Source organism: Paracoccaceae bacterium, from assembly GCA_033344815.1.
In the GTDB taxonomy this organism is placed as follows: Bacteria; Pseudomonadota; Alphaproteobacteria; order Rhodobacterales; family Rhodobacteraceae; genus Roseobacter.
The window spans coordinates 2,522,145-2,546,179 of sequence record JAWPMR010000001.1; the positions used below are offsets into that span (position 1 = coordinate 2,522,145).

Below are 24,035 nucleotides of genomic sequence, written 5' to 3' on the forward strand. Positions count from 1 at the left end.
TTTTCCCCGGTTCAAATTACATCCGCATGTTCGCAAAAGGAGGTTAAAAAAACATCAGCAACTACTAGCCTTTCGGAACGTCCGCATTTCGGCCGGCCAAAATAACGCTAATTGAATAGGCGACCTGAGGTGAAAGGCCTGCCAAGATTCCCGCTGCAGCATCAGGTTTCATACGTCCCAAGAAACCAGCCGCAAATGCGGGTTCCATTTGCTCAAAAAGCGGTGCTGCTTCTTTCGGTTTCATATTTTCATACACTGTTGTTAGTCTGGCCAGGTCATCTTCGGCAGCAGTGTTTGCTAAAGCGAGCAAGCCTCTAAGGGAGCTTTCAGCGTCCTCCAATATGACAAGCCTTTTCTCGATTTGTTCATCAGCGACACTCAAAGCCTTCATGCGCATAGCAATCTGTTCTTCTTTTTTGACGAGCCTCGCTTCGCGTTCTTGAAAAGAGATCAGCATTTTAGACATTTTTGTTCTATCATCACCCGACAGAGAAATGGCTGTCTCTGAATCAGTGGGAGCCATTTGTGTATCAGCGGCAGGCAACAATGGATTTTCTGTTGCTACGGCCTGACCAGCGCCAGCACCGATGCGAACAACAGCGGAACCGACCAGCAATCCCGCTATTAGGATGATAGAACCGCGACCGTTTCGCGCCAGAAAAGCTCTTTTGGTTTTCATTGGTGTGTCTCCGCAGTCCGGTGTCGAACAAACATCGGTTCACTTGTTGTAGGTGGAGGAGTCGAAGCCGCGCGTTCTGGTGCCGTTTCAACCGAAACTTGTTCCGGAATGTCGTGCAATGACGCCATTTGTAGCTCAAGTTTCCGCGACATATCTTCTGCCCTGTCCGTAAGACTTGTCAGAGTCTCTGCGGAACCTGCCGCAGTATTTTGGGCGGACGACAACGTTTTTGTTAGATCATCGACTTGCGCCGAAAGGACTGCTACGGCGCCGCCGACTCCTTTCTCAAGATCGTTAAATCGGTTCAACCGGCGACCCAAGACGAAGCAGTAAACACCTGCGCCCAAGGCTCCAGCAGCCAAAAATATATCTGCAATAAGGTCCATTTGACCCTCCTAGTTCAGTACAAATTCCATGATGAGAAGATCATTGACATGATTGCGGCCTGTTGCGACCTGTACGCGGCGCAGCATTTGTGCGCGAAGGCGTGCCAAAGAAGATGGATCCTGAATGTCTCTCACTTCTATTGCTCGCAAATAAGTGTTCAGAACATCAACTACTCTAGGTATGTTTTGCTCTACTTCTGCGGCATGCTCAGGCGATACCTCTAGCTGAGCGCGAAACCGCAAGTGCTTTTGCTGACTGTGTTGTGGAAGAGAAACTGTAATCGGTTCAAGCGGGATAAAAGTAGTTATCGCCTGGGGGTCTCTTTCTTCTTCGACGTCTGCCACATCAACCGATTCGCTGCTCAAAATCATGCCACTCCACGTCGTGTAGAATCCTGCACCAGCCCCTAGCAGAAGCAGTACAATCCCAACAATTAAGGGCATTTTAGACGATTTTGGTTCGTCTGTTGGTTCGATTGCCGATGCGTCCGCCATGCTTTTTCCATCTGCTGTTGTGAAATTTCTTATAGACGCGATTGCACTAACCGATTGTTAAGCCAGTTCGTTCATTGCTGTTGCCATCACCGAATAGAATGTTCGGTTTGACGGAGGTGATTGTGCAGCAATTGTTAAACGCGTGGACCGGCCTAGAACTGCGCCGACAAATCATTGTGATTGTAGCTACCGGTGCGATGTTTTTTGGAATCCTGGCGATGACCAGAATGGCTTCGGCACCGTCCATGACACTGCTTTATTCAGGTTTGGAAAACGGTGCCGCTGGAGATGTTGTGCGTTCACTGGAGCAACGTGGGGCCATGTTTGAAGTGCGTGGCGGGTCCATTTTTGTGTCCTCGAAAGACAGAGATCAATTGAGGATGACTCTGGCCAGCGAAGGCCTTCCGGAGAATTCGAATCGCGGCTACGAACTGCTCGACACATTGTCGGGTTTCGGGACCACTTCTCAGATGTTTGACGCCGCGTATTGGCGTGCAAAAGAGGGCGAACTGGCCCGAACGATTGTATCCAGTCCACATATTTCCATGGCCAGAGTACATATCGCCAGTACCGGTTCAAACCCGTTTCAACGCGGCGTAACACCAAAAGCTTCCGTAGCCGTGACCCCATCGGGACCGGCAATTACAAGTCAGCAAGCTAAAGCAATCCGATTTCTGGTGTCTTCCGCCGTAGCAGGTTTGGCATCAGAAGATGTCGCCGTAATTGATGCAAATGGTTCATTAGTTGGTGCTTCCGATGAGGCGGCGCCATCCAATGGAGGCGATGACAAGGCGCAGCTCCTCAAAGACAAAGTTCAGAGGCTTTTGGAAGCAAGAGTCGGATTTGGCAATGCAGTCGTTGAGGTCAGCGTAGACACGGTGAATGAAAGCGAAGCCATCAGAGAGCGTTCCTTTGATCCCGAAAGTCGCGTTGCGATCAGCACTGACACCGAAGAAAGAACCAACTCATCTAATGAAGCTGGAGGAGGGGATGTAACCGTTGCCTCGAACCTTCCTGACGAAGAAGGCGGTGCGGGGGAAAATTCATCCTCTCAAAATAGTGAAAGCCGTGAGCGAATTAATTACGAGGTGTCAGAAACAGAACGCGAAATATTGCGTAGTCCTGGGGCGATAAAACGGCTGACTGTCGCCGTGTTGGTAAATGAAGCACAAATTACTTCAGAAAATGGTGATCAGACGTTCGCGCCTCGAGAGGAAGCTGAACTGGAAGCACTAAGAGACCTCGTTTCATCCGCAGTTGGTTTTGACGAGGCGCGGGGTGACATCATCACGATAAAATCGATGGCGCTTCAAAGCGTTTCTCCACAAGGCACCGCCGCGAGCACATCATTTTTTGATGTACTCAGTATTGATCTGATGTCCGCAATTCAAATGGCAGTACTCGCCGCCGTCACACTAATTCTGGGTTTGTTCGTGGTACGACCGTTGCTCATGAAACCAGAACAGATAGCCGAAACATCTGCACCCGCGTTGCTAGAATCCGGCGATCCAAACACAGAGGAAGCGGGTCTGACAGGCGAAGTTACTCCAGAAGATTTCGATATGCCGGAGTTGCCAATAATTTCTGGCTTTGGCGGCGATGAGATGGGTGGGTTGCCTGATCTGAATATGGCTGGTGGTGTTTCCGACGATCCAGTGGATCGATTGCGCAATATGATTGGTGAACGTCAAGAAGAAACAGTTGAAATTTTGCGCGGTTGGCTTGAAGACAAGGAGGAAAAAGTCTGATGTCCTTAGCTCATAGATACCGAAATTTCGGCGACGTTAAGGAAGAACCGGCGACCAACGAAAGTTTGCTTGCCGAGGGAATAGAAGACCAAAAATTGCAGTCATTCGAAGAAGGTTATCAAGCTGGATGGGACGACGCAGTGAAGGCCCAAACCGACGCTACAATGAAAGTCAGCACAGAATTTGGTCAAAACCTGCAGGACATGTCTTTTACCTACCATGAAGCTCTTTCAAAACTCACGCTTTCAATAGAACCAATGATGACGCAAATCGTGGATAGGCTTTTGCCTGCCGTTACCCGTCAAGCTGTTGGAGCGCACATAGCATCCGAACTGAATAACATGGTGAAAGCCGAAGCTGGCCAGCTCATCGAAATAGTCGTTGCACCAGAAAATGTCGAAACAGTCAAAGAGCTTGGCAAAAGTGGCCTGACTGAGGCATTTGAAATCATAGCAGAGCACTCCCTCGGCCAGGGCCAAGCGTATGTTCGCATCGGTTCGGATGAAAAAAGTATTGACGTTGATTCAGTAGTCCTCGGGGTTTCCGAAGCTTTGACCGCATTTTTCCATGAAGCCAAACAGGACCAAACAAATGAATGATACAACTAACGACTTGAAACCCGCAAAAGATCGAGCCAACCCTTTCACATCAGTTCCAATTGAATTGACTGTGTGCGTTGGCAAGGCGAGACCCCTAATAAGGGACCTGATTTCTCTGGGTGAGAATGCTGTTTTGCCACTGGACAGGTCTGTGGATGACCCTGTGGATCTTTATGTTGGCGATAGGTTAATTGCCCGCGGCGTGTTAGAAGAAAGCGAAGACGAGAAAAACAAACAACTAGTCGTTCGTCTTACAGAGATCGTTGATCTGCAAGCGAGCCTCTGATCAAAAATGTTGACCCGTGTTCTATTTGCAATCTCGATAGTGTTTGTTTTGAGCTTTCCGGCTGAGGTCAGAGCTCAAGACTTATCATTTTCGTTAGGGGACGGCGACTCAATCAGCGCACGCACGATTCAACTCTTTGTACTTATCACGGTTCTAAGCTTAGCACCCGGTTTGGCGATTATGGTAACTTGTTTTCCATTTATCGTAACGGTGCTCTCAATTTTGCGGCAAGCAATCGGACTCCAACAGTCCCCGCCAAACATGCTGATCGTAAGCCTGGCTTTGTTTCTCACCTTCTTTGTCATGGAACCAGTTTTTGTAGACGCATGGACAAATGGTATTGTGCCGTTGAATGATGAAATAATAGATATTGAGACTGCATTCGTCCGCACTGTTGAGCCATTTCGAATTTTTATGGCCGCTCGAATAGATTCAGAAACCTTTTTTGCCATGGCGGAATTGCGACCGGACACGATTGACACAAGTCTGTCGCCAGAAGCTCCACTATCCGTTCTAGTTCCAAGTTTCCTACTTTCGGAAATATCTCGAGCATTTCAAATTGGCTTTCTGGTTTTTCTACCTTTTTTGATAATTGACCTAGTTGTTGCCGCTGTTCTTATGTCAATGGGCATGATGATGGTGCCACCAGTAATTGTGTCGCTACCTTTTAAGTTGGCGTTTTTTGTAATCGCCGATGGTTGGAGCCTTATCGCCGGCAGCTTGGTAAAGAGCTACTTCTAGAAGCGATTTTTCGAGCCGGTCGATACAACCATGCGGATTTTCAACTGACAATCAGATTGTTATGATTATCCTGTCTTGAGTAGTGGAGCTTGAATGTTAATGCTCCGTCGAAATGTGAAATTCTGATCTACGCCCCCACCCTTGGAAATTTTTCCGCATAAGTTACGCTATTCTCTGCTCTCGCTGATCGATTTGGTTTAAATCGTTTCTCAGCCAAAAGATCATGGCTGGTGTTTTGCCGGTAACTGTGGAATTTGAGCATTCCATGTTTTGGAAATCCATCCAATTGATGATCCCCTCACGTGCCTCCAATCTGGCTCACCAAGCGTACAGATAGACGCATTCGTTTCTGAGAAATTGCCAAAGCTGTTCAACAAAGATGTTGTCGGGGAACCGGACCTTGCGTGAAAAGTCGAAAATCGAACAATTGGACCGGGCGGAAACAGCGCAAAAAAATCTCCTCCGAGACGGAGTGTCTGACGTCAGCGCTTATGGATCCAAATAGGGTTATTTGCTAAGGGAGTGTTTGTTGCTCATCGTAACCACCGAGGAGTGGACGATGAGAAAGACAGCGAAGAGCCCTGGCGAGAAGATCGTCAAAGATATTAAACGTGCAACGCGCAAGCACTATTCATCTGAAGAGAAGATCAGGATCGTGTTGGATGGTCTGCGTGGTGAAAACAGCATTGCTGAGCTGTGCCGCCGTGAAGGGATATCGCAGGGCATCTACTACAAATGGTCGAAAGACTTCATGGAGGCCGGAAAGAAGCGGCTAGCTGGGGATACAGCACGCGCTGCGAACACTGATGAGGTCAAGGAACTGCGCCGCGAAGCCAAGGAGCTCAAAGAGGTGGTGGCAGAACAAACGCTCGAACTGCGTCTTCTCAAAAAAAGCATGCTCGGGCCCTCTCAGTGAATGCAAGACATTCACCTGCCGGGTAATAGATGGGGGCGACCACGAATGAGGTACCCCGCATCTGAGAAGCTTGAGATCATCCGGCTGGTCGAGGGGTCGCATCTGTCGGCCCGTCTGACATTAGCCAAGCTCGGCATTCCGCGCACCACGTTCTATCGCTGGTACGGCCGGTATCTTCAACGCGGTGAGGCTGGTCTGCAGGACCAATCGCCCAAGCCAAAGCATGTCTGGAACCGCGTGCCTGACGACGTGAAGCGCAAGGTTGTCGACTTCGCCTTGAAAGAGACAGAGCTGTCACCGCGCGAACTGGCAGTGACGTTCACGGATCAAGAGCGCTACTTTGTGTCAGAATCCACTGTCTATCGCGTGCTCAAAGCGCATGATCTGATCACCAGCCCAGCCTTCATCGTCATGAAAGCCGCCAGCGAGTTCAAAGACAAAACCACGGCCATCAATCAGCTTTGGCAGACCGACTTCACCTACATCAAGGTCCTTGGTTGGGGCTGGTTCTATCTCAGTACGGTTCTGGACGACTACAGTCGCTACATCGTCTCCTGGAAACTCTGCACGAACATGCGGGCCGAAGACGTGACCGATACACTGGACCTCGCGTTGCAAGCGTCTGGCTGTGATCAGGTCCATGTCGTTCACAAGCCACGTCTGCTCAGCGATAACGGATCAAGCTACGTCTCCGGGGATCTGGCGGAATGGTTGAAAGACAAAGGCATGAAGCACTCGCGCGGAGCCCCCTATCATCCGCAAACCCAAGGCAAGATCGAGCGGTGGCATCAAACCCTGAAGAACCGCATCTTGCTGGAAAACTACTTCCTGCCAGGTGACCTCGAAGCGCAAATCGAAGCCTTCGTCGATCATTACAATCATCAGCGATATCACGAGAGCATCAACAACGTCACACCTGCTGACGTCTACTTCGGGAGTGACAAAGCCATTCTAAAACAACGCGAAAAGATCAAACGAAAGACACTCGAAGCGCGACGCTTGCATCACCGCCAGCACGCCGCATAATCAAACCAACCAGATGAGCCAAACTCTCTCTTAGCTTAGGCCGCCTTTGGTGCCAAAAACCCTGACGACGGACAGTAAATTCTGCGGTTGAAACTTTCCTCAAATCATGAAGACCATGCTGATCTGGCGCAGGCCGCGAAAAGCCCTAAAGCGATGCTTGGAGGCTTTTAAAAGTTTTCACAATCCGCGCCGCAAAATTCGAAACGTAAAGTGAAAGACCTCGTTGCTTTCGAATAGAAAGCGATTAACAAACCATGTAATTTGACGGATCAATAGTCTTGCCGAGCAATTTCAAAAATGAGAACGTCGTTTGCCACATCTGATCCCATTACCCTTTTCGCAGCTTCTCGCAAATCACTTCTAAGGACGTCAAGATTTTCGTTGTTGATGAATGATCCGGAAAATCCTCCAATAGTTGCATAGTCAAAGAGAACGCGCAGAAACTCGTCCCGCAACTTTGGTTCCTTATCAATTACTTCTGTTGAAGCTCCGGCAGCGACTTCCACACTAAGCGCCATTACGACCATGGCGGAAATCCGATCTTTTTCAACTAACGGCACGACAAATTGGTTCGGCAGTTTTACATATTCCATACCTTCTGCGGAACTCGCAGCGCCAGGTATATTTGCAGAAGCTTCAACCTCGTCGAGCTCTTGCTCAGATCCTATCGGATCTATCATCGCATTTTCTTGATCAACTGCCGTTGGGGGAGGTCGCATAAAAATCCCAGCCCCCACGCCAGCACCAGATCCGATCAAGAGCATGATAATAGGTAATAATTTCTTCATGTCCACATTCTCCTAAAAGGGCAACACTGCATCAAGAACTTGCTGACCAAGGCGAGGTTGCTGGACATCAGATATTTGCCCGCGGCCACCGTAAGAGACACGAGCTGTCGCAATTTTATCGTAAGTGATTTCGTTTTGGCGGGATATATCCTCGGGTCGAACGTAACCGGTAACAAGCAGTTCTCGCATTTCAAAATTAACACGTAGCTCTTGACTGCCTGCGATCGAAAGCACGCCATTGGGCAATACATCCACAATAGTTGCCGCCACTCTGAGGGTAAGTTTTTCATTTCTCTTGACTGACCCATCTCCCGCAGAACTGCTGTTCGAGTTGATTCCGACCGCCTGTGCCGAGGACGCGCCTTCTGGCAATCGCTCATCAATCCGCTGCGGCAAACCAAAGAGTCCGGAGATACTTAGACTTTCCGAACCTGATCGGGATCGGTCGGTCGCATTTGAAATTTCAGCCTCTTCGTCAATTTCAATAACAACAGTAAGTATATCGCCTTGCTGCACAGCTCGCCTGTCGCCCAACAGCGATTGACGCGCACCAGACCAGAGAGACGCTTGCTCAGTTGGGCCTTGCGCGTCAGCGCGCAACGGCAGTCCTGGTGAGAGCATCGCGTTATGCTCATTTGTTCCCCTAGGAGAGGTGAAAGATGGTGCTTTGCCAATATGATCAGAACGACCGCAAGCGGTTATCAAAACCAAACAAAGTACTGTAGAATAGCTTCGAATTTTCATAAAAACCCCTAGTCTTTAACGTGTACAGAGCCGTCGGCTTGAATATGCCCAAACAGCGTCGCTCGGGAATCCATGTTCATAATTCGAACGCGGTCACCGATCCCGCCTCTTTCCAAGGATCGTCCTTCCGTTGTGATCGAAAGGCCTGCGGTTTCGAAACGAAGCATGACAATTTGATTGCGCGTCACCAAGGCGGGCGGTCCAACGTCATCAAAAAGTATTGGACGGCCCGCATATAGGGTCGTTTTCGCCTCTTGACCAACTACGTCCAATGTCCGATCAAAACCATTTTTCGTCAGACCTGCCTTTGTTGTCACATCAAGCTCACTAATGATTGCATTTGCCCGGATTGTCCGTGTCGGGACAACCGACTCTGCCAAAACGTCAGCGCCAATACACATCATCAAGAAAGGAAGTATGAAACGTATCATCGGATTTGCGTCGTTGCGCCCAACATCTGATCAGCCGCAGAGATTACTTTTGCATTCATTTCGTATCCTCGTTGGGCTTCGATCAGTTCGGTTATCTCGCGTACTGCATCAACTGAACTATCTTCCAAATAACCCTGACGCACTGTGCCAAGGCCATCCTCTCCCGGGGTCGAAACAAGTGATGGTCCGGACGCTTCCGTTTCAACAAACAGGTTGCTTCCCAGAGCCTCTAGGCCTTTTGAGTTCGCAAATCCTGCCATGTTGAATTGACCCAACAATTGGGCTTCAGGAGCGTCTGCGAAATAGGCGTAAACTTCGCCCGAAGCATTGATCGAAACACTTCGAGCATCATCCGGAATGACAATTTGCGGCTCGACGGGAAACCCATCGGACGTGACGATCAAACCTTCGCCCGTTCTTTTTAACCCCCCATCACGCGTATATGCGGATAGCCCAGAGGGAAGTGTGACCTCCAAATAGCCCTGGCCTTCGATTGCCAGGTCCAAATCACCGCCAGTGGCGCTGAGAGAGCCTTGTTGCAACTGAACGGATATTGCGGCGGGTCTAACACCGAGCCCCAACTGGACACCCGTTGGCATCACCGTGCCATCGGTGGCGCTAATTGTCCCGGGGCGGGTAAGCTGCTGATAATGCAAGTCTGCAAACTCAGCCCGCCGGGCATTATATCCAGTAGTGCTCATGTTCGACAGGTTGTTCGAAATCGTTTCGACCCGCATTTGCTGGGCACTCATTCCGGTAGCAGCGATTTTCAGGGCGCGCATTTGGCACCTCCTTCGTTGGTGTTTACTGTGACAGTGCTTTCAATGCTTGACGCACACGTTGGTCTTCTGCGTCCAGAAAGCTGGCGCCCAATTCGTAGGCCCGTTGCACTTCAATCATGCGCGTGATCTGCGTGATGGCATCGACATTGGAATTCTCAACAAACCGCTGCAACACGCGCGCGTTTTCAGCTGGTTCGTACCCGTCATCAGCGCGGAACATGACGCCATCCTCGCGGATCATCTCCCGTGCGTTCAGTGGTTGCACAACGCCGATTTGTCCAATTGGATTCCCTTCACTGGAAATCGTCCCGTCCGATGAAACGGCAACATCCGCCGCACCCGGCGGAACAAATACTGGAGCACCGCCAGCATCCAGAACGCGATATCCGTCAAACGTTACCAAGTCGCCCTCGGCGTTAGGTGAAAAAGCACCTGACCTTGTCAGTCTTTCCCCTGATGGTGTTTCCACCAGAAAAAACCCTTCCCCCTCGATGGCGAAGTCAAACGTACCACCGGTTTGGGTCAATGCACCTTGCTGAAAAGAAGTGTGGCGCACGTTGCCCTGCCCCATCGACAGGCTTGATCCACCATCAACGGCCTTCACAAATTCAGAAAAGACCAATCCTTCTTGCCGATACCCGGAAGTGGCTGTATTTGCGATGTTATTTGCCACTATCCGCATTTCCCGCATCAGGCCTGCTTGCCGCGTTAGTGTGGTGTATCCAGTGTTTTCCATCTTAACCTCCAGTAATCAGTGGAATGATGCGGTTGTGGAAGAATGACACGAGCGTCTGCGTCATGAAGCCCATCGAAATCCAGAAAACGATAACAATGGCGGCAAGTTTCGGAACAAACGTTAAGGTCATCTCCTGTATTGAAGTCAGAGCCTGAACCAACCCGATGGACACCCCGGTGATGAGTGCGGCCGTCAAGATCGGCAGCGAAATAATCACAGAAATCCATAGACCCTGCCGCAGTGTGTCAAAGAAGATAACCTCGTCCAGCATGTTAAACGGGCATCCGTAAAATTTCCTGATATGCTTCGACAACTTTGTTACGCACTGACACAGCCGCTTCGACAGCCAACTCGGTCTGAGCCAGGGCTTGAACCAGCGCATGCGGGTCCGCATCGCCAATCATCGATTGCTTTGCGGTCTCTTCGCTTTGCGCAAGTGTTTCCGCAAAATCGAGCGCAGCGGTGCTTGCAGACTGTATGATGCTGGGTTCTTCTGGTGTTGGCTCAGTGGCCGGTCGAGCCTGCACATAATTGCTTATGGCCGTTGTCGCTCTCGCGTCGGCAAACTTTTGAATTGCTGAAACAGCTTTCATATCCATTCTGGATCTCCTTATCGTCTTACGGTAATTTTAACCGTGTCGGTTGTGGTTATTTGCGTAGTAAGTCCATTAAACTACTGGACATCTTTCTCGTCTGTTCGAACACCTTCAGGTTCGCTTCGTAACTGCGCTGAGCTTCTCTGGCATCGCCAAGTTCAATCATCAGATTGACGTTCGAACCATCAAAATAGCCGGAGTCATCTGCCATGGGATGTGATGGATCATAGACCCGTTCCAATGTTGACTTGTCTAGACGCACTCGGCTTGTCTCGACTTCGGAAACACCGCTGGTGCCGTTATATGACGTTTCAAACGCAACGAGCTTCCGGCGATAACCGGGTGTATCAGCATTTGAAATATTCTCCGAAAGATGGCGCAGACGTGTGGCTTGCGCCTTGAGGCCACTCGATGTCACGGAAAGAGCTTTTGCAAAATCGTTCATGATACGTTCCCCAATTAAGATCGTTTGAGCGTCGCGCGCAGAATGGTCAGTGACGATTTATAAATGGCCATCGCACGATCGTGCTGACGCTTTGCGCCAAGCGATTTCAGCATTTCATCCTCTAAAGAAACCGTATTGCCGTTTGGCGATGCTACGGATGATTCGTCTACTATTGGTGCTGCAATTGAACCAGATGGTGCGCCATGCAAATGTTTGACACGCGTGGAGCGCTGACCTGATACGTCGCGGTTCGCCATATTGTCTTCGTAGGATTGTGCAAAAGGGGTTACGTCGCGCGCCTTATATTCAGGCGTGTCAGCATTTGCGACATTCTGCGCAGCAACAGCTTGCTTTTGTCCGGCATGCACCGCCATCGCATGAGAAATCTTGAAGACTTCTAAATTTTCAAACATCAGGGCTTCTCCCTTGTGTGGTTTCATCAAGGCTTAACCCTGATTCCTTTAGAAAGAGTTTGCGACCACCAAAGGATTACAATGAGCCAGTCTCTAAACTTCGAAGGCGTGACCTCACAGATCAAAGATTTGGAACCTGTCCACGATGTTGGGCGCGTGACCCGAGTAGATGGAGGCGTGATTCACGTCACCGGCCTTGCGGGCAAGGCACGTATTGGCGATCTGATTGTTGTCTATCGTCAAGGTACACCTTTGTCCGGCGAGGTATTGCAACTTGATGGCAATATACTGGTTTTACTTCCCGATCAGGCGCCAGATGGCGTTGCTCTGAACGATCGAGCGGCTTTGTTGGAAGCCCGTGGCATAGCGCCTGCTGACTCTTGGATCGGGCGGGTTGTTGATCCATTTGGCAAACCGTTGGATGGTTTGCCATTGCTCAAAGGCCCACAAGACAGACCGTTGAAACGAGCACCACCTGATCCGGCTATGAGGCGCGGAATGGGAGATCGCCTGAATACTGGTATGGCTGGCATGAACACAATGTTGCCAGTCGTGCAGGGGCAACGAATCGGTCTTTTTGCGGGATCGGGTGTTGGGAAATCCAGCTTATTGGGACATTTGGCGCAGAATATGACGGCCGACGTTGTCGTTATCGCCATGATAGGTGAACGGGGCCGGGAACTGCGACATTTCATTGAAAATGTGTTGGGGCCAAAAGGCTTGGAACGAGCGGTTGTCGTTTGTGCTACGTCGGATCAGTCTCCCTTGATTCGGCGACGCTGCGCATGGGCCGCAATGTCTGTTGCCGAACATTTCCGCGATCAGGGCCACTCGGTTCTGCTGTTGGCAGACTCTGTAACGCGGTTTGCCGAGGCGCATCGCGAAGTGGCGGTTGCGGCTGGTGAAGCTCCAGTACTTCGTGGCTACCCACCGTCCACTGCACATTTAATCATGTCACTTTGTGAACGCGCAGGCCCCGGCCAAGGTGTGCAGGGTGACATTACAGCTGTGTTCACCGTTCTTGTGGCCGGATCTGATATGGATGAGCCAATTGCTGATATCTTGCGCGGTGTTCTGGATGGACATGTCGTATTGGATCGTTCGATTGCCGAACGCGGCAGATATCCTGCGATCGACGTGCTACGGTCGATTTCTCGCAGCCTACCAGCGGCGGCCACTGAGGAAGAAAATGTACTCCTGGCAAAGGCTCGAAATTTGTTAGCAGTTTATGACCGCAACGCAATGATGATTAGAGCTGGCCTGTACTCTACCGGAAGCGACGCAGAGATTGACGCGGCAGTTCAAATCTGGCCCGAGCTGGACGCTTTTCTCGCGCGAGTCGAGACGCAAAGTGTGAGAAACAGCTTCACTCAACTAGAGTTGATACTCAGGAGAGTTCGTGGCACAGGGCCATCCAACGGGCATATCCGCGCCAACTCGACTGCCTGAAGAAGTTCTGCTTCATTAAACCCATCTAGCCTCTTCCCTTTCACAATGGGACGTTCTGGGATTGTACGTCCTATCCCGCGATTTCAGTTTACGCGCGCGTCTTGCGCGGCGCTTCACGTTGCCCCAGCGTTCTGAGCAGTTTTGCTGATGTTTTATCTGTCCTCAGATGGATACGGCCTGACTTGCTTGTAATCGGGTTGCCAGCGCGGCAGTTTTCGACAGGCGTCGTTCCGGCTGTCGAACAGGTTCTCGCTCAGCAATCCCGCCTTTTGCGACAATGTTTGAGCGTTCAAAGCTGGAATTGTGCTGACACCAGCGATCACGCAGGTGTTCTCGCGGCAGCTTTCGTCGTGGGCCGCAAGAACTCGATGTGATGTGATGCACCAAACGTTCTCCCATGAAATCAAATGACAAATCAGCGCCGGGCTAAAGCGCGATTGATTCAGATGAGCGTATACGCCCCCGGCGCACACCCAATTTTTCCCTTGCGCACAATCAAGACAGCGTCTTAGACCTGACGATCATACGTTTCCACTTCAGCATCGCACGGATCCACCGATAACCAAACCGTCAGCGCCGCGGGCGATAGCCATCATCTCTAAACTGGCTTATGACTATCTGGCGGGCAAGCGCACCGGATAGTGTTGGAAACACAGACAACGAGATGGCAGATCGGGCGCGGCAAGCCATCATGATCCCGCATCGCCTCAAACCTTGTCTTTTGCCACGAAGTCGGCGTTTTCAACTCTTTCCCAGCACCCTTGAAAGGACAAAACTGTCGAGCATTTTACCCCCCACAAGGGTTCGGCCGCAGCGCGCTTTCATAGGTGACAGCAAACAACTTGGCCGCTCCTGTAACCTCTAGACCGCCTTACTTCGAATTCAACTTGTGGGGCTCTCTTGGGCCAACGCCATAGTTGCAAACACGTCCGACATGGAAAGCCTTGAATCCGAATTCCTGCGATGCACCGCCTGAAAAGAACCATTTGAAAGATTTTGAGACACACCGCGCAACTAGGAAAGAGTATTTCTAAAACAACGTGCCCGGCGTCTGCCACGAATTCGTCTTTGTCGTTGGTCTCTCCACGAACGAAGAAAGACTGTCGCCCCACCACACGGCGTCAATTTAAGAAAGGGCAACCGGCCCAGGATAGCTCACAAACAAGACCTCAACACTTTTTAAAATCATCTGATTTTAACCAGAGTCTCGAAGGGTCCTGATACTTGCAAAACCGAATACTATATCATTGCAATATTACCGGTAGCGACCGCTGCTCCAAAGATCAGAGCGTTCGCTGCGCTGTGGGATACAATCGCATCTGTGATATTACCACGTCGCCACGCAACCCATGAAAACAAAAGCCCCGCGACGAAAGCCTCAGCCCAGCGGCCGTGCAAGGCAGCGAACAAAACAGCCGAACCAATCGCGGCGATTATGATCCACAAAGGCCCCGCACGCAGACGTAAGCGCTTTTCAAGGTAACCGCGAAAAAACACTTCTTCGATTATTGGGATGAGGACGATTGTGCCAAAGCCACGGGCAATGAACCACCCGACCAAAGCTGCACCTGCCAGTTCACCATAAGGTGGCGGGTCGTCTGTAGCTGCGACTGGGATCAAAATCCAGTAGGCGGCAATGAATGCCCCAACGCCAACTGCAACGGGATCCACGCGCCATGACAGGCGACGGTAGTAAGGCCAGACCATCATTAACACGGCGATCATCACTGCCACGCGGATCGGATATACTGCCGATGGTGTTTGGCTAAGCGTAGATGCAACGAGTGCGCTGAACATGAACACAATAAATGGTAAAATTTGCGCCACCAAGGGGTCTTGCCAAAACGGTGGGACAGCATCAGGCGTTTGTTTCTGGGTGTGAGTGGAGGATTTGCGCAGCGCGGGGACGGTTTGTGCCAATGCGATCACGCCAAGCGCCACCAATGTGAACATCATCCAACCTGCATGGCTGTGAAAACCGCCGACGGCGAGTTCGGGATTCCCCTCAAGCCCGATGAACAACAGGATTGAAATGCGCAGTATATTGAAAGCTACGGATGTCGCGATCCCAATCGGATAAAGCAGGAATGCCAGAGGGAAGCGCAGGTCGTTGCGAAACAGCCATAAGTAAAGTGTCACGAACAAAACGACGAGCGCAATGCCTTCGATACCGGAGCATACATTGGCGACCGAGATGAAAAAATCTCCGGCACCGATTACTTTTTTCACGGGGTCAACATAGAGTTCATAACCCACGCCGCTCATTAGCCAAGCAACTGCATTGAACGTCTGACTGGCGATCCAATCGATTGACCAGATGGGTTGCAGGCGTACAGATAGCCATGGGGCCGCAAGAGCAGCAAGCGCTGCGGGCACCAATGCCGTCCATTCACTGGCGACGTAATCGCGCCAAAGTGGGAGCGGTGCGATGCAAAGAGCTACACCCGCGAGGATCAGGCTCATGCCGATGACCCAAAGAGACAGGGCAGGAAGGACGCTCGACCCGCCAGTGGCGCCATTGAGAAGGGCGAGTGGGATCAGTGCGATCACAAAACCTGCAGCATTCATAATGAGAGGCCGGAGGCGTTTACCTGCTGTTTGAGTTAAGGTCGCTATCGGGGTGGGACGCAACATAAACAACAAGACGGCCACGCCTAGCAGGCAGTAGATCGCGACGGTCGCCAGACTGGAACCTCGGCAAGCCCAGCTGGGCCAGTTCGCGAGACATTCAAAATCTATGAGATGTTTGAACAATGTACCAATGACCGTCAACTCAACCAACAACAATGCCGCAATCAGAACAAGCGGCAGAGCAGAAGACTTAATGTTGGTTTGCGAAGTATGTTCAGTTGTCATAGCCATAGGTCTCGCACCTCTTATGGTTAACGAAGGGTCTAAAAGTGGAACAGGCCCGCCTCCTTGAACCGGAAACGGGCCTGATCTTGTTGTTTTTGGTTTACGCAGCGCGGCGGCTACGCTCCCAAACCAGCATCACAACAGCAGCAATGGCTGCAATTGCAGCGGTGCCTTCGAGGGCGCTGATTTCTGGCACTGCTGTACAGACTTGGCCGGGAGGGCAGCTCACAGCAGCCAATGCTGTGTCAGCCAAAACGACCAGTGCGGTCGCGGCAAAAGCGATTTTTTTCATCAATTTTCTCTCTGTTGTTTTAACGGTTACATCAGGGTCACAAAATTTTGCCTGATCGGCGGGGGGTCCGCCTAGGTCAGATGCCCGAGCTTCGGGCACCAGCCATTTCTAAGACTGCCTAACAGATGCAGTCGTAATCTTCAAAGTTGATCCCAATGATAAACGGTTGCGCATTCGTGGATGTCGCAGGGTTAGGATCAAGGATCACGCCGAGGATATCACCAACACCAGCCTCAAACCCTTCGCCATTCGCTAGTGCTTGGCTAATGATGAAATCGACGTCATCGATCTGGCCAATTTCCGGCGCAACGTCGAAAGTTACATCACTGCTGATACCATTGGTGAGTTCCCAAATTGCGAACTGAACTTCCCAACCCGTGAAATTGCCGTCCACGGACCCCGTACCATCGTTTTCATAATCCTGGTTGAGGATATAGTTAATGAGGTCGAGGTTGTCGGCGGCGGTTTCACCATTGATGCCGACTTTGTTGTTCTCAAACACCGAGGCTGCTTCGGCTTCGTTTGCGCCGAACAAATCTGCGGTGCTGATCGGGCTGTCATCCAAAAGACGCGCACCCGCGGCAGGATCGAACAGATCGAGGCAATAGGCCTGCTCAAAAACAACGCCTTCGAAACGGGCATCGCCACCTGCATCCGTGATGCGGATGTCATAGCCAAAATCACCGAATGGTGCGCTTCCCGCAAAACCGTCCGCAATCTGGTAACTGACAACCGAGGAAGGCAGGCTTTCGCTCAGGCTGGCTACAGAATTCGCATCCCCCTTGAACGTCATTTCCACGTTTGCTGTGGCTGTACCGCCTTGGCCGTCATCCACCGTGTAGCTGATATTTTCGACCGCGCTTTCAGTGATATCCAGCGCTGCATAAGCTGCTTCGCCATCAAACACCAACTGCCCACCGACAAGCGTGACAACCGTGCCGGCACCCGTCGTGACGGAATTGCCTTCACTGATCGCCTGACCGTCAACTTCGGTGATGCTCAGGATGTCGCCATCCGCATCAACAATGTTGCCAAGCCCGTCTGCGGTCCCGTCGTTGGCCAGAACGTCGACCGTTACTTCGTCGTCCGCGCAGGTGATGCCTGCGTCGTCCTGAGGCTCAGGCGTGTTGTTTTCAGCAACGATACCTGCATCCACGGTCAAGTTAACTTCACCGATGTCCAGCGTGATTGTATCCGTCCGGCCAGTCTGTTGGTTTGCGTCACTGTCCGTGACATCGGGTCCCGTGTCAGCCACGGTGAAGTCGAACGAGTCCACTTCCTCAAAGCCCACGGTGTAATCACCCGCCCTGAGACCATCGAACAGGTACATACCACCATTCGCTGTGCTTGTCGTACCCGCAACGTTTCCGTCCGCGTCAAACAGTGTGACTTCCACACCGTCAATGCCGACTTCACCGACATCCTGCTGACCATTTCCGTTGGCGTCGATGAAAACCTTGTCGCCAAGAGCTGCTGTGCCGGGATCTTCGACACCCGCGTCATTGTCAGACGAGGTTTCTCCGATTTCCAAAGTTATGCCAAGGATAACGCCGTTATCATCAACATCGCTGTCATTGGTGTCGTCGCCATTCCCATCAGGATCGTTTTGCGCGACGAAGGTTTTGCCTTCTGCATCTGCAGCGAACAAAACGCCGTAGGTGCCAGCCAACAGCCCAGTAAACGCATAATTGCCGCTAGAGTCAGTTGTTGTGGTCACAGGATTGCCGTTCACGATGACCGGGTTTCCGGTGGCATCTAGCAACGTGACAGTTGCATTGGCGATTCCGGGCTCATTGTTGTCCACGTCATCGAAATTTTCATCGCAGAAGTAACGACCTTCGAGCGCCGCAGTGCCGGGATCTTCAACACCCGCGTCATTGTCTGGTGTGTCCGCGCCCGCATTTACAACAATGCCTGTGATCTCCGACATTCCATTGTTCAGGTCGATCGCATCGCTGTCGATTGTGTCATCACCACCAACATTTGCTTCAACCAGAGCCGCGCCAGATACGGTGTCGGTAAATTTGACCCCATAGGTTCCCGCTGGCAGATCAGCGAAAGAGTAGTTGCCATCTGCATCGGTTGTGGTCGTAACCGGCGTGCCACCGTCCAGAACCGGATCGCCGTTTTCATCCAACAATGCAACGTCCACACCAGCAATGGCATTGCTTGCGTCATTGTCCAGCCCGTCACGGTTCGTATCAAAAAAGTAGCGCCCCGAAAGAGAGCCCAAAGGTTCAACGCCCGGCACATAGCAAAGATCATCAATCGCGCCAGAGCCGTTCAGCTGAACATCCATGCTCACCACGTTGTCCACATCCATGACCACCTGGCCCACACCACCATTTACAAGGTTCGGAATGTCGAAGGTTTCGGTGGATCCATCCGCCAAAGTAAGAGTGATTGTGCCGCCTTCTTCCGTGTCGATGACCTTGAGGTCAAAAACAGAGGACGGCGTGTCGAAGTCAAATGTAATCTTGCCGCCGATTGCATCGTCTGGGTCAGAGCTGTCACCGTCCTCAGAAACGATCAGCACATTGCCCAATTGCGCAACTTGTGTTTCCAAATCGCCGTCACCGCCTGTTGGGTTTTGGCTGTCGAAGATCATCGCGTCGCCGGATCCGCCCATGGCAGAGATCGTGACCCCGTCGATCTGTGTTCCAAGAATATCGCCTGCGCTGAATTCGTCAAAGCCGAGTTTAATGGCATCCGGATCATCGCAAACTTCGAACTTAACCTGCTCGAACTTGATCGCATCGATGCGGACGAATTCGCCATCGTCACGCCAGGCGCGGATTTCGACAGTGTCGCCTTCAGCAATTTCAAGCCCTTGAAGCGTGACTTCAGAGAACACGCCGTTGTCGGAGCCACCGCCATCGGTGTTTTGGTCAAGCCGGATTGTTTGCTGCAGTTCACCGTTCACATAAACCATCAGCTTTGAATTGCCGTCGCACTCATCCTGCGCACATATCGTCATGTTGTAGACGCCGTCAGTTCCACCAAAGTCTGTAGAAATCTTTCCGTCATGGCCAGACAGTTTTACAAGTTCGCCACCGGACGCCTGATCGCCGTGCACAACTTTAAAGCCGTTGAGGTCCCAGGATTCGGCCTCGACCGTGTAAGTGCAGGTGTCGTCGTTGAATTCCCAAGGATCATCTGCCGGTTTCTCGCCTGCATCCAAACATTTGAAATCAACCCAATTGCCGCTCACATTGCACTGGGAACCCACTGTCAACTCGGCACCCTCAGGTGGGACAGTATAGTGTCCGCCGGTGTAGAAGGTGACGTAATCGACGCTGGAGCCTTCCTGCTCAATCTCGATCATCACATAGCTGTTGCCGTGCTGGTCGGTTACCCAGTGATAGCTTTCGGCATAAATCTGATGGCCATTGCCCAATTCCTGGCCGTCATCCCCAAGGATGGAGGCCGATTGGCCATAACCGTCGTTCGAATTCTCGTTGTGCCTGGTATCGCCGCTCAAAAAGCTGTCGTTGTCTGTGACCTCAACGCAGACTGTGGCGCCACCCGGCATGGTGAAAGACTCACCCTTATTCACGCGGCTGCCAACACCCAAATCGGTAACCGCAAAAGCCGTAAACTCAAAGGTTTGCATATTATTTGTCATCTTAAAACTTCCAATTCATTGTGAGCAACAAAGGGGAAACTTCGATGAAACCAGCCGTACGTCTTGCACTATTGCGGTACCTTGTCGGTACAAAAAAATCAGATGACGATTCTCCGCAGGAAAAAGAGTGACAAAAACACTTTAATTCTCAAATCGACGACTTAATTGCCGTCTTACCGAATACCACACCAAAAATTTTCGCGATAATGCTGAACTGACTAATTTATCCCCTGAATTACCTGTCTCTTCCTACAAAGGAAAATTACACTCAAAATTTACCGAATGTTAACGAAAACTTGAATTTTTCGTTAATTTTGCAACTCGCTCCGTGAAATTCCCCCCAAATAACCCCCTATGGTTGTTTATCTGATGTGAATTCAATTTTTGGGTGGCGCTCTGTTGCCGCCTCTCCCTTCAAGCGAGTAATTACGCGTTCATCAAGGTTTCTTACAGAATCAATGCGTGAACAGTTTAAGCCTTCAGTTCAAATGCACTGCAAAACTTGTGCGGCGAGTACATTTATCCGTTTTTTACTTCGTATTTCAGGAATCCCTTGAACAAGCTACCAATGCGACCTTCGCCAGCGACCACTCCTTGATTCGAGAAATTTTCCGAGACAAGTTCGACGAGTCCTCACATTGAGCAAGAAAGTATCTGTTGGGCTCATCACGCTTGAAGAGGATTACAGATCCGCCGCCTTACCCTCATCCGACGCTACCGGTCAATCACTCCCATGAGGCGATTTCGCTTAGAATACCCGGTGGGTGTCTGAAATCTGAAACTCTTCAGTTGTGAGAAATCTTTCAAGGCATTTCAAACCGTTTTTTTTCAAAAATAATGTATTTGAAAACTGGTTTTGACTGGAAGGTTACCTATTTCAAAAAACATCGCGCGTATTGCAGATTCACTTGCCTGACACGGTACGAAGAAGGACTGGACATGGTCGCTGTAGCCTCAAGAACCGCACGAGACGAAGACTTCGGAACGGTTTGACGCCCCTTCTCATAGCACGCTTGATGGGCGTTGACGGTTTGAGCAAAGCCTACAATTGAAAAGCGAGTAAGAAAGAGTTGTTAGATGCGTCTAATTATTGGCAGAGACTTATGCTCAGTCGTCTGGCCGAAGTGCAAAATTTGATATGATGCATGCGAATCGAGACGAAACGTCCGTAACTTTTCTAGTAGTCTCGTGTGAACTGTTCGCTGTTAAAATGACTTAGTGCTTGGTACAAATTCCAAAAGTTAATATTGTTAGATCAGGGCAAGAGTTTCGTTTTACATGCCACTAGGATCCACTTTGTGTACGTTTTCTTTTGACGTTACAATTTTTAGTATTTGTCAACGATTCTTGACCGCAAGTATAACTTGGTTCTGTGTTGTCAGTGATCCAACATATGGCGGATAAACTTGGGTTTCCGGTTTTACACCGCTCATCGACATGAACGCCAGTTCGCCAGCGCAAGTACTATAGGTGGCATTAGTGTTTATGACAAACAGCCGCAATGCATGATGAAACAAGTGTTTAGGGGATCTATTGAGGATTTAATTCTTGAGAAGGTAATACCCTTCAGAAAGTACTAGACAGTAGCGTAACTGTTGTTAGAACCAGTCTGGCAATCGCGGCTTAGCGCAGTCTTGCACACCGGTAGAAATTTCCGACACGTTTAATCAAGACAAATTACTGTGGTGGCAACTAACTAAGACTTCCCGGCAGAAAGCAGTCTGTCTTCTCGAGGCAACAGAGCGCGAAGGGCTTTCAAGGCACGATAGTGCTGTTTTTCAACTAACCCACGAGTCGCGTCTGAAAGGACGTTTCGGCTATCTGAATCTGTAAAGACTTGGCTTAATTCTTCTAGCTGGCGCAAAAGTGACAAATGAGCGTCGTCTGGATCTTTGTCTCCCGACAATACTAGTTGCATGGCAAAGCACGCTCTACGTACAGGTGTCTTAGCATCTTCCGGGTGAATTGCATCTCGGAGACGCAAAATGTTAGCGCCAGGCGTCATAATTGCGAGCCGACTTCTCCTGTCGCCATTTTCGATTACAACGCCGTTGATCAGCACGCGCTCTTTCGGGCTCAACTTTAGCACCAATCCGCTCATTTTTTTGTACCTTCTTGTTTCAAACCCCTGAGAATCGACGCGTTAATCTCTAACAGTGGAATAGCCGTCTCTTTCTTTTGGAGTACCTTCGCCGTGTGCTGTCGTGTAAAGTCAGCGAGATATACAATCCGGGCTCTAAGGCTGTCTGGTAGCAAGTTGTTTTCGTCAATTGCGTCCATCGCCAAAGCAGTCCATACCTTGTTATTTTCATAAAGCGCAGCCGCCATTGCAGGGAAATCCTTGTTCTGAACTGCTTTTTTCAGTCTGTGCGAAATGCGTGCGATAACTTCATATTCAGCGCTGCGTGCGGTTCTGGTTGGGGAGCCTGCTGGCGCATATGAGCGCTGAGCCATTGAGTATGCGTTCACAGTTTTACCTTTATTACTATACAAAGCGCCGCTTAAAAGAGAATAGGGGCGCGCTTCAGCGCGCCCCTAAAACTATTGCTATTAACGGAACAGAGACAGGATCGTCTGCGGTGCCTGGTTCGCAATGGACAGAGCCTGAACGCCCAACTGCTGCTGTGTCTGCAAAGCCTGAAGCTTGGCAGATGCCGCTTCCATGTTTGCATCGACCAAAGTACCGATACCGGAAGTAAGCAAGTCTGACAGTTTCCCAACGAACTCAGCCTGCGTATCGATCTGACCGCCGCTGGAACCCAGGGCCGCTGCGGTGTCGATCGAGGATTGGATCAGGCCTTCGATGGCAAGCAAAGCATTGCCAGCACCAGCTTCTGTCGATACGTCGATCTTGGTCAGGTTGTTGAGCTTACCAGCCGCAGTATGCTGGGCTGCCGCTGTCGCGTTCGCAGGACCGTTCACCGACACGTTTGCCGTGATAGCATTGAGTGTGGCACCGTCATTGCCTGATACGGTGACATCAAGGTCATTCCCGTTTGCCTTGATCTGCAGCGCATCTTCTGCGCCAAGGTCGATATCATTGTCCATGGCATAGCCAATCCATGCGGCTTCAAGCCCTTTGGCGATATCCGCAGCGGTGTCACCTTCAGACGCCACATAGGAAATCTCTGTCGTAGTAGCAGCGACAGTTTTATCACCCGTTGCTCCGTAGTCACCCGCACCAGCAGACAACGCGAGCGCAAAGGCAACGCCGTCGACGGACCCACCGGCAGACACGAGCGTAGTGCCGTCACCCTCAAGAATTGTAAATCCTGTTGTGGCCGTTGCACCACCTGCACCTGCCGTAGTAACGGCGGAAGCTGCACCACCATTGGCACCGCCGGCAGTCTGAGCCGTATCGGCCAAAACAACATCGTCTGAAGTCAAGTTGCTACGCGCAACAGAGATTTCGCCGGAAGTCACAGAACCTGTTGCGGAGCGGTCCAGCGACGACAGGACATCGACGTCAGCAGTATCGGCACCGTTAAGCAAGTTAAGACCATTGAACTGCGCAGCACCAACGATGGAATTGACCTGGTTGGTCAGGGCTTCGATATCGGTTTGAATTTTACCGCGATCAACATTGGATTCTTGCGACGCAACAATCTTGCCTTTGATTTCAGTCAGCAAGTCTGTCACGCTTTCCGATGCGTTCAGCGCCACGCCAACTGTTGCTTGGCCAAGTGCCAAAGAATCGGAGATTGCGTTAAAACCGGCGACATCTGATTCCATGACTTTGGAGATCGCCCAAACAGCAGCGTTGTCCTTGGCGGTGTCAACAGTTTTACCTGTGGAAATCTCGCTTTGAACCTTGCTCAAGTTCATGTTGATGGATTGCAGCGTTTGCAGCGCAACCATTGCGCTGTTGTTGGTAAGAATGCTTGACATTAGCATGTTCCTTTGATCATTCACGCTTTGCGTGGATTATGCTCTCCCGTGTTCACGGAGGAGCGAAACTGGCTTTCTGACCAATGCGATCACCATTGAATTGATGACGCGCCA

General features: G+C 50.8%; 23 protein-coding genes and 1 pseudogene. 6 read left to right on the forward strand and 18 right to left on the reverse strand.

Annotated elements, in window-relative coordinates; translation table 11 throughout:
• Window positions 1–64 precede the first annotated feature (64 nt).
• Genes R8G34_11705 through R8G34_11715 form a run of 3 tightly spaced genes read right to left on the reverse strand, consistent with a single transcriptional unit; the run spans window position 65 to window position 1,560 of the window.
• A complete protein-coding gene (locus tag R8G34_11705) occupies window positions 65–679 on the reverse strand; it encodes a hypothetical protein (GenBank protein MDW3223526.1) in 615 nt (204 codons plus the stop codon).
• On the reverse strand, window positions 676–1,065 hold the full coding sequence (locus R8G34_11710; protein MDW3223527.1) for a hypothetical protein: 390 nt from the start codon (window positions 1,063–1,065) through the stop codon (window positions 676–678). The genes R8G34_11705 and R8G34_11710 overlap by 4 nt, the downstream gene beginning before the upstream one ends.
• Before the next feature lie 9 nt (window positions 1,066–1,074).
• Window positions 1,075–1,560: a flagellar basal body-associated FliL family protein gene (locus R8G34_11715; protein ID MDW3223528.1), complete on the reverse strand. Its 486-nt coding sequence runs from the start codon at window positions 1,558–1,560 to the stop codon at window positions 1,075–1,077.
• A 98-nt stretch (window positions 1,561–1,658) separates the two neighbouring features.
• Between R8G34_11715 and fliF the strand changes: the two genes are divergently transcribed.
• The 5 genes and pseudogenes from fliF (at window position 1,659) to R8G34_11740 (ending at window position 6,876) form a co-directional block, all read left to right on the forward strand.
• A complete protein-coding gene (fliF, locus tag R8G34_11720; GenBank protein MDW3223529.1) occupies window positions 1,659–3,308 on the forward strand; it encodes a flagellar basal-body MS-ring/collar protein FliF in 1,650 nt (549 codons plus the stop codon).
• Window positions 3,308–3,907 carry an ABC transporter ATP-binding protein gene (locus R8G34_11725; protein ID MDW3223530.1) on the forward strand — a complete coding sequence of 200 codons (600 nt, stop codon included), beginning with the start codon at window positions 3,308–3,310 and terminating at the stop codon, window positions 3,905–3,907. Before fliF ends, R8G34_11725 begins: the two co-directional genes overlap by 1 nt.
• Window positions 3,900–4,193 carry a FliM/FliN family flagellar motor C-terminal domain-containing protein gene (locus R8G34_11730; GenBank protein ID MDW3223531.1) on the forward strand — a complete coding sequence of 98 codons (294 nt, stop codon included), beginning with the start codon at window positions 3,900–3,902 and terminating at the stop codon, window positions 4,191–4,193. Before R8G34_11725 ends, R8G34_11730 begins: the two co-directional genes overlap by 8 nt.
• A gap of 6 nt (window positions 4,194–4,199) precedes the next feature.
• Complete coding sequence (gene fliP / locus R8G34_11735; protein MDW3223532.1) at window positions 4,200–4,934, forward strand: flagellar type III secretion system pore protein FliP; 735 nt, start codon at window positions 4,200–4,202, stop codon at window positions 4,932–4,934.
• A 559-nt stretch (window positions 4,935–5,493) separates the two neighbouring features.
• Window positions 5,494–6,876: pseudogene (locus R8G34_11740) on the forward strand (IS3 family transposase).
• 269 nt (window positions 6,877–7,145) lie between these two features.
• Here the strand turns inward: R8G34_11740 and R8G34_11745 are convergent.
• The 9 genes from R8G34_11745 to R8G34_11785 are packed head-to-tail and all read right to left on the reverse strand — an operon-like array spanning window position 7,146 to window position 11,811.
• Entirely contained in the window at window positions 7,146–7,664 is a 519-nt protein-coding gene (locus R8G34_11745) for a flagellar basal body-associated FliL family protein (protein ID MDW3223533.1), read from the reverse strand.
• 12 nt (window positions 7,665–7,676) lie between these two features.
• Entirely contained in the window at window positions 7,677–8,408 is a 732-nt protein-coding gene (gene flgH, locus R8G34_11750) for a flagellar basal body L-ring protein FlgH (GenBank protein ID MDW3223534.1), read from the reverse strand.
• Between the two features lie 8 nt (window positions 8,409–8,416).
• Window positions 8,417–8,839: a flagellar basal body P-ring formation chaperone FlgA gene (flgA, locus tag R8G34_11755; GenBank protein MDW3223535.1), complete on the reverse strand. Its 423-nt coding sequence runs from the start codon at window positions 8,837–8,839 to the stop codon at window positions 8,417–8,419.
• On the reverse strand, window positions 8,836–9,621 hold the full coding sequence (flgG, locus tag R8G34_11760; protein ID MDW3223536.1) for a flagellar basal-body rod protein FlgG: 786 nt from the start codon (window positions 9,619–9,621) through the stop codon (window positions 8,836–8,838). Before flgG ends, flgA begins: the two co-directional genes overlap by 4 nt.
• Before the next feature lie 22 nt (window positions 9,622–9,643).
• Window positions 9,644–10,357, reverse strand: a complete 714-nt coding sequence (locus R8G34_11765; protein ID MDW3223537.1) for a flagellar hook-basal body complex protein — start codon at window positions 10,355–10,357, stop codon at window positions 9,644–9,646.
• Window position 10,358: 1 nt separating this feature from the next.
• Window positions 10,359–10,628, reverse strand: coding sequence for a flagellar biosynthetic protein FliQ (locus tag R8G34_11770; GenBank protein MDW3223538.1), 270 nt, complete (start codon window positions 10,626–10,628; stop codon window positions 10,359–10,361).
• Between the two features lies 1 nt (window position 10,629).
• Window positions 10,630–10,956, reverse strand: a complete 327-nt coding sequence (gene fliE, locus R8G34_11775) for a flagellar hook-basal body complex protein FliE (GenBank protein MDW3223539.1) — start codon at window positions 10,954–10,956, stop codon at window positions 10,630–10,632.
• A 49-nt stretch (window positions 10,957–11,005) separates the two neighbouring features.
• Window positions 11,006–11,398, reverse strand: a complete 393-nt coding sequence (gene flgC, locus R8G34_11780) for a flagellar basal body rod protein FlgC (GenBank protein ID MDW3223540.1) — start codon at window positions 11,396–11,398, stop codon at window positions 11,006–11,008.
• Between the two features lie 14 nt (window positions 11,399–11,412).
• Entirely contained in the window at window positions 11,413–11,811 is a 399-nt protein-coding gene (locus R8G34_11785; GenBank protein ID MDW3223541.1) for a FlgB family protein, read from the reverse strand.
• 81 nt (window positions 11,812–11,892) lie between these two features.
• On the opposite strand from R8G34_11785, the gene R8G34_11790 reads away from it, so the two are divergent.
• Window positions 11,893–13,260 carry a FliI/YscN family ATPase gene (locus R8G34_11790; protein ID MDW3223542.1) on the forward strand — a complete coding sequence of 456 codons (1,368 nt, stop codon included), beginning with the start codon at window positions 11,893–11,895 and terminating at the stop codon, window positions 13,258–13,260.
• A gap of 1,239 nt (window positions 13,261–14,499) precedes the next feature.
• Here R8G34_11790 and xrtE read toward each other — a convergent pair.
• The 6 genes from xrtE to R8G34_11820 form a co-directional block, all read right to left on the reverse strand.
• Window positions 14,500–16,122: an exosortase E/protease, VPEID-CTERM system gene (gene xrtE / locus R8G34_11795; protein MDW3223543.1), complete on the reverse strand. Its 1,623-nt coding sequence runs from the start codon at window positions 16,120–16,122 to the stop codon at window positions 14,500–14,502.
• A gap of 94 nt (window positions 16,123–16,216) precedes the next feature.
• Window positions 16,217–16,408, reverse strand: coding sequence for a hypothetical protein (locus R8G34_11800; protein ID MDW3223544.1), 192 nt, complete (start codon window positions 16,406–16,408; stop codon window positions 16,217–16,219).
• 118 nt (window positions 16,409–16,526) lie between these two features.
• Window positions 16,527–20,033: an SdrD B-like domain-containing protein gene (locus R8G34_11805; GenBank protein MDW3223545.1), complete on the reverse strand. Its 3,507-nt coding sequence runs from the start codon at window positions 20,031–20,033 to the stop codon at window positions 16,527–16,529.
• A 1,696-nt stretch (window positions 20,034–21,729) separates the two neighbouring features.
• Window positions 21,730–22,134 (reverse strand): flagellar biosynthesis repressor FlbT, encoded by a 405-nt coding sequence (gene flbT / locus R8G34_11810; protein ID MDW3223546.1) that lies wholly within the window; start codon window positions 22,132–22,134, stop codon window positions 21,730–21,732.
• Entirely contained in the window at window positions 22,131–22,487 is a 357-nt protein-coding gene (gene flaF / locus R8G34_11815) for a flagellar biosynthesis regulator FlaF (GenBank protein ID MDW3223547.1), read from the reverse strand. The genes flbT and flaF overlap by 4 nt, the downstream gene beginning before the upstream one ends.
• Before the next feature lie 96 nt (window positions 22,488–22,583).
• The gene (locus tag R8G34_11820; protein ID MDW3223548.1) at window positions 22,584–23,921 is read right to left on the reverse strand and encodes a flagellin; all 1,338 of its coding nucleotides are present in this window, start codon (window positions 23,919–23,921) and stop codon (window positions 22,584–22,586) included.
• Window positions 23,922–24,035: the final 114 nt, after the last annotated feature.

Bases quoted from the DNA above. Each gene is read 5' to 3' on its own strand.
- R8G34_11705 (MDW3223526.1), bottom strand. From the start codon at position 679: ATGAAAACCAAAAGAGCTTTTCTGGCGCGAAACGGTCGCGGTTCTATC.
- R8G34_11710 (MDW3223527.1), bottom strand. From the start codon at position 1,065: ATGGACCTTATTGCAGATATATTTTTGGCTGCTGGAGCCTTGGGCGCA.
- R8G34_11715 (MDW3223528.1), bottom strand. From the start codon at position 1,560: ATGGCGGACGCATCGGCAATCGAACCAACAGACGAACCAAAATCGTCT.
- fliF (MDW3223529.1), top strand. From the start codon at position 1,659: ATGTTCGGTTTGACGGAGGTGATTGTGCAGCAATTGTTAAACGCGTGG.
- R8G34_11725 (MDW3223530.1), top strand. From the start codon at position 3,308: ATGTCCTTAGCTCATAGATACCGAAATTTCGGCGACGTTAAGGAAGAA.
- R8G34_11730 (MDW3223531.1), top strand. From the start codon at position 3,900: ATGAATGATACAACTAACGACTTGAAACCCGCAAAAGATCGAGCCAAC.
- fliP (MDW3223532.1), top strand. From the start codon at position 4,200: ATGTTGACCCGTGTTCTATTTGCAATCTCGATAGTGTTTGTTTTGAGC.
- R8G34_11745 (MDW3223533.1), bottom strand. From the start codon at position 7,664: ATGAAGAAATTATTACCTATTATCATGCTCTTGATCGGATCTGGTGCT.
- flgH (MDW3223534.1), bottom strand. From the start codon at position 8,408: ATGAAAATTCGAAGCTATTCTACAGTACTTTGTTTGGTTTTGATAACC.
- flgA (MDW3223535.1), bottom strand. From the start codon at position 8,839: ATGATACGTTTCATACTTCCTTTCTTGATGATGTGTATTGGCGCTGAC.
- flgG (MDW3223536.1), bottom strand. From the start codon at position 9,621: ATGCGCGCCCTGAAAATCGCTGCTACCGGAATGAGTGCCCAGCAAATG.
- R8G34_11765 (MDW3223537.1), bottom strand. From the start codon at position 10,357: ATGGAAAACACTGGATACACCACACTAACGCGGCAAGCAGGCCTGATG.
- R8G34_11770 (MDW3223538.1), bottom strand. From the start codon at position 10,628: ATGCTGGACGAGGTTATCTTCTTTGACACACTGCGGCAGGGTCTATGG.
- fliE (MDW3223539.1), bottom strand. From the start codon at position 10,956: ATGGATATGAAAGCTGTTTCAGCAATTCAAAAGTTTGCCGACGCGAGA.
- flgC (MDW3223540.1), bottom strand. From the start codon at position 11,398: ATGAACGATTTTGCAAAAGCTCTTTCCGTGACATCGAGTGGCCTCAAG.
- R8G34_11785 (MDW3223541.1), bottom strand. From the start codon at position 11,811: ATGTTTGAAAATTTAGAAGTCTTCAAGATTTCTCATGCGATGGCGGTG.
- R8G34_11790 (MDW3223542.1), top strand. From the start codon at position 11,893: ATGAGCCAGTCTCTAAACTTCGAAGGCGTGACCTCACAGATCAAAGAT.
- xrtE (MDW3223543.1), bottom strand. From the start codon at position 16,122: ATGGCTATGACAACTGAACATACTTCGCAAACCAACATTAAGTCTTCT.
- R8G34_11800 (MDW3223544.1), bottom strand. From the start codon at position 16,408: ATGAAAAAAATCGCTTTTGCCGCGACCGCACTGGTCGTTTTGGCTGAC.
- R8G34_11805 (MDW3223545.1), bottom strand. From the start codon at position 20,033: ATGACAAATAATATGCAAACCTTTGAGTTTACGGCTTTTGCGGTTACC.
- flbT (MDW3223546.1), bottom strand. From the start codon at position 22,134: ATGAGCGGATTGGTGCTAAAGTTGAGCCCGAAAGAGCGCGTGCTGATC.
- flaF (MDW3223547.1), bottom strand. From the start codon at position 22,487: ATGGCTCAGCGCTCATATGCGCCAGCAGGCTCCCCAACCAGAACCGCA.
- R8G34_11820 (MDW3223548.1), bottom strand. From the start codon at position 23,921: ATGTCAAGCATTCTTACCAACAACAGCGCAATGGTTGCGCTGCAAACG.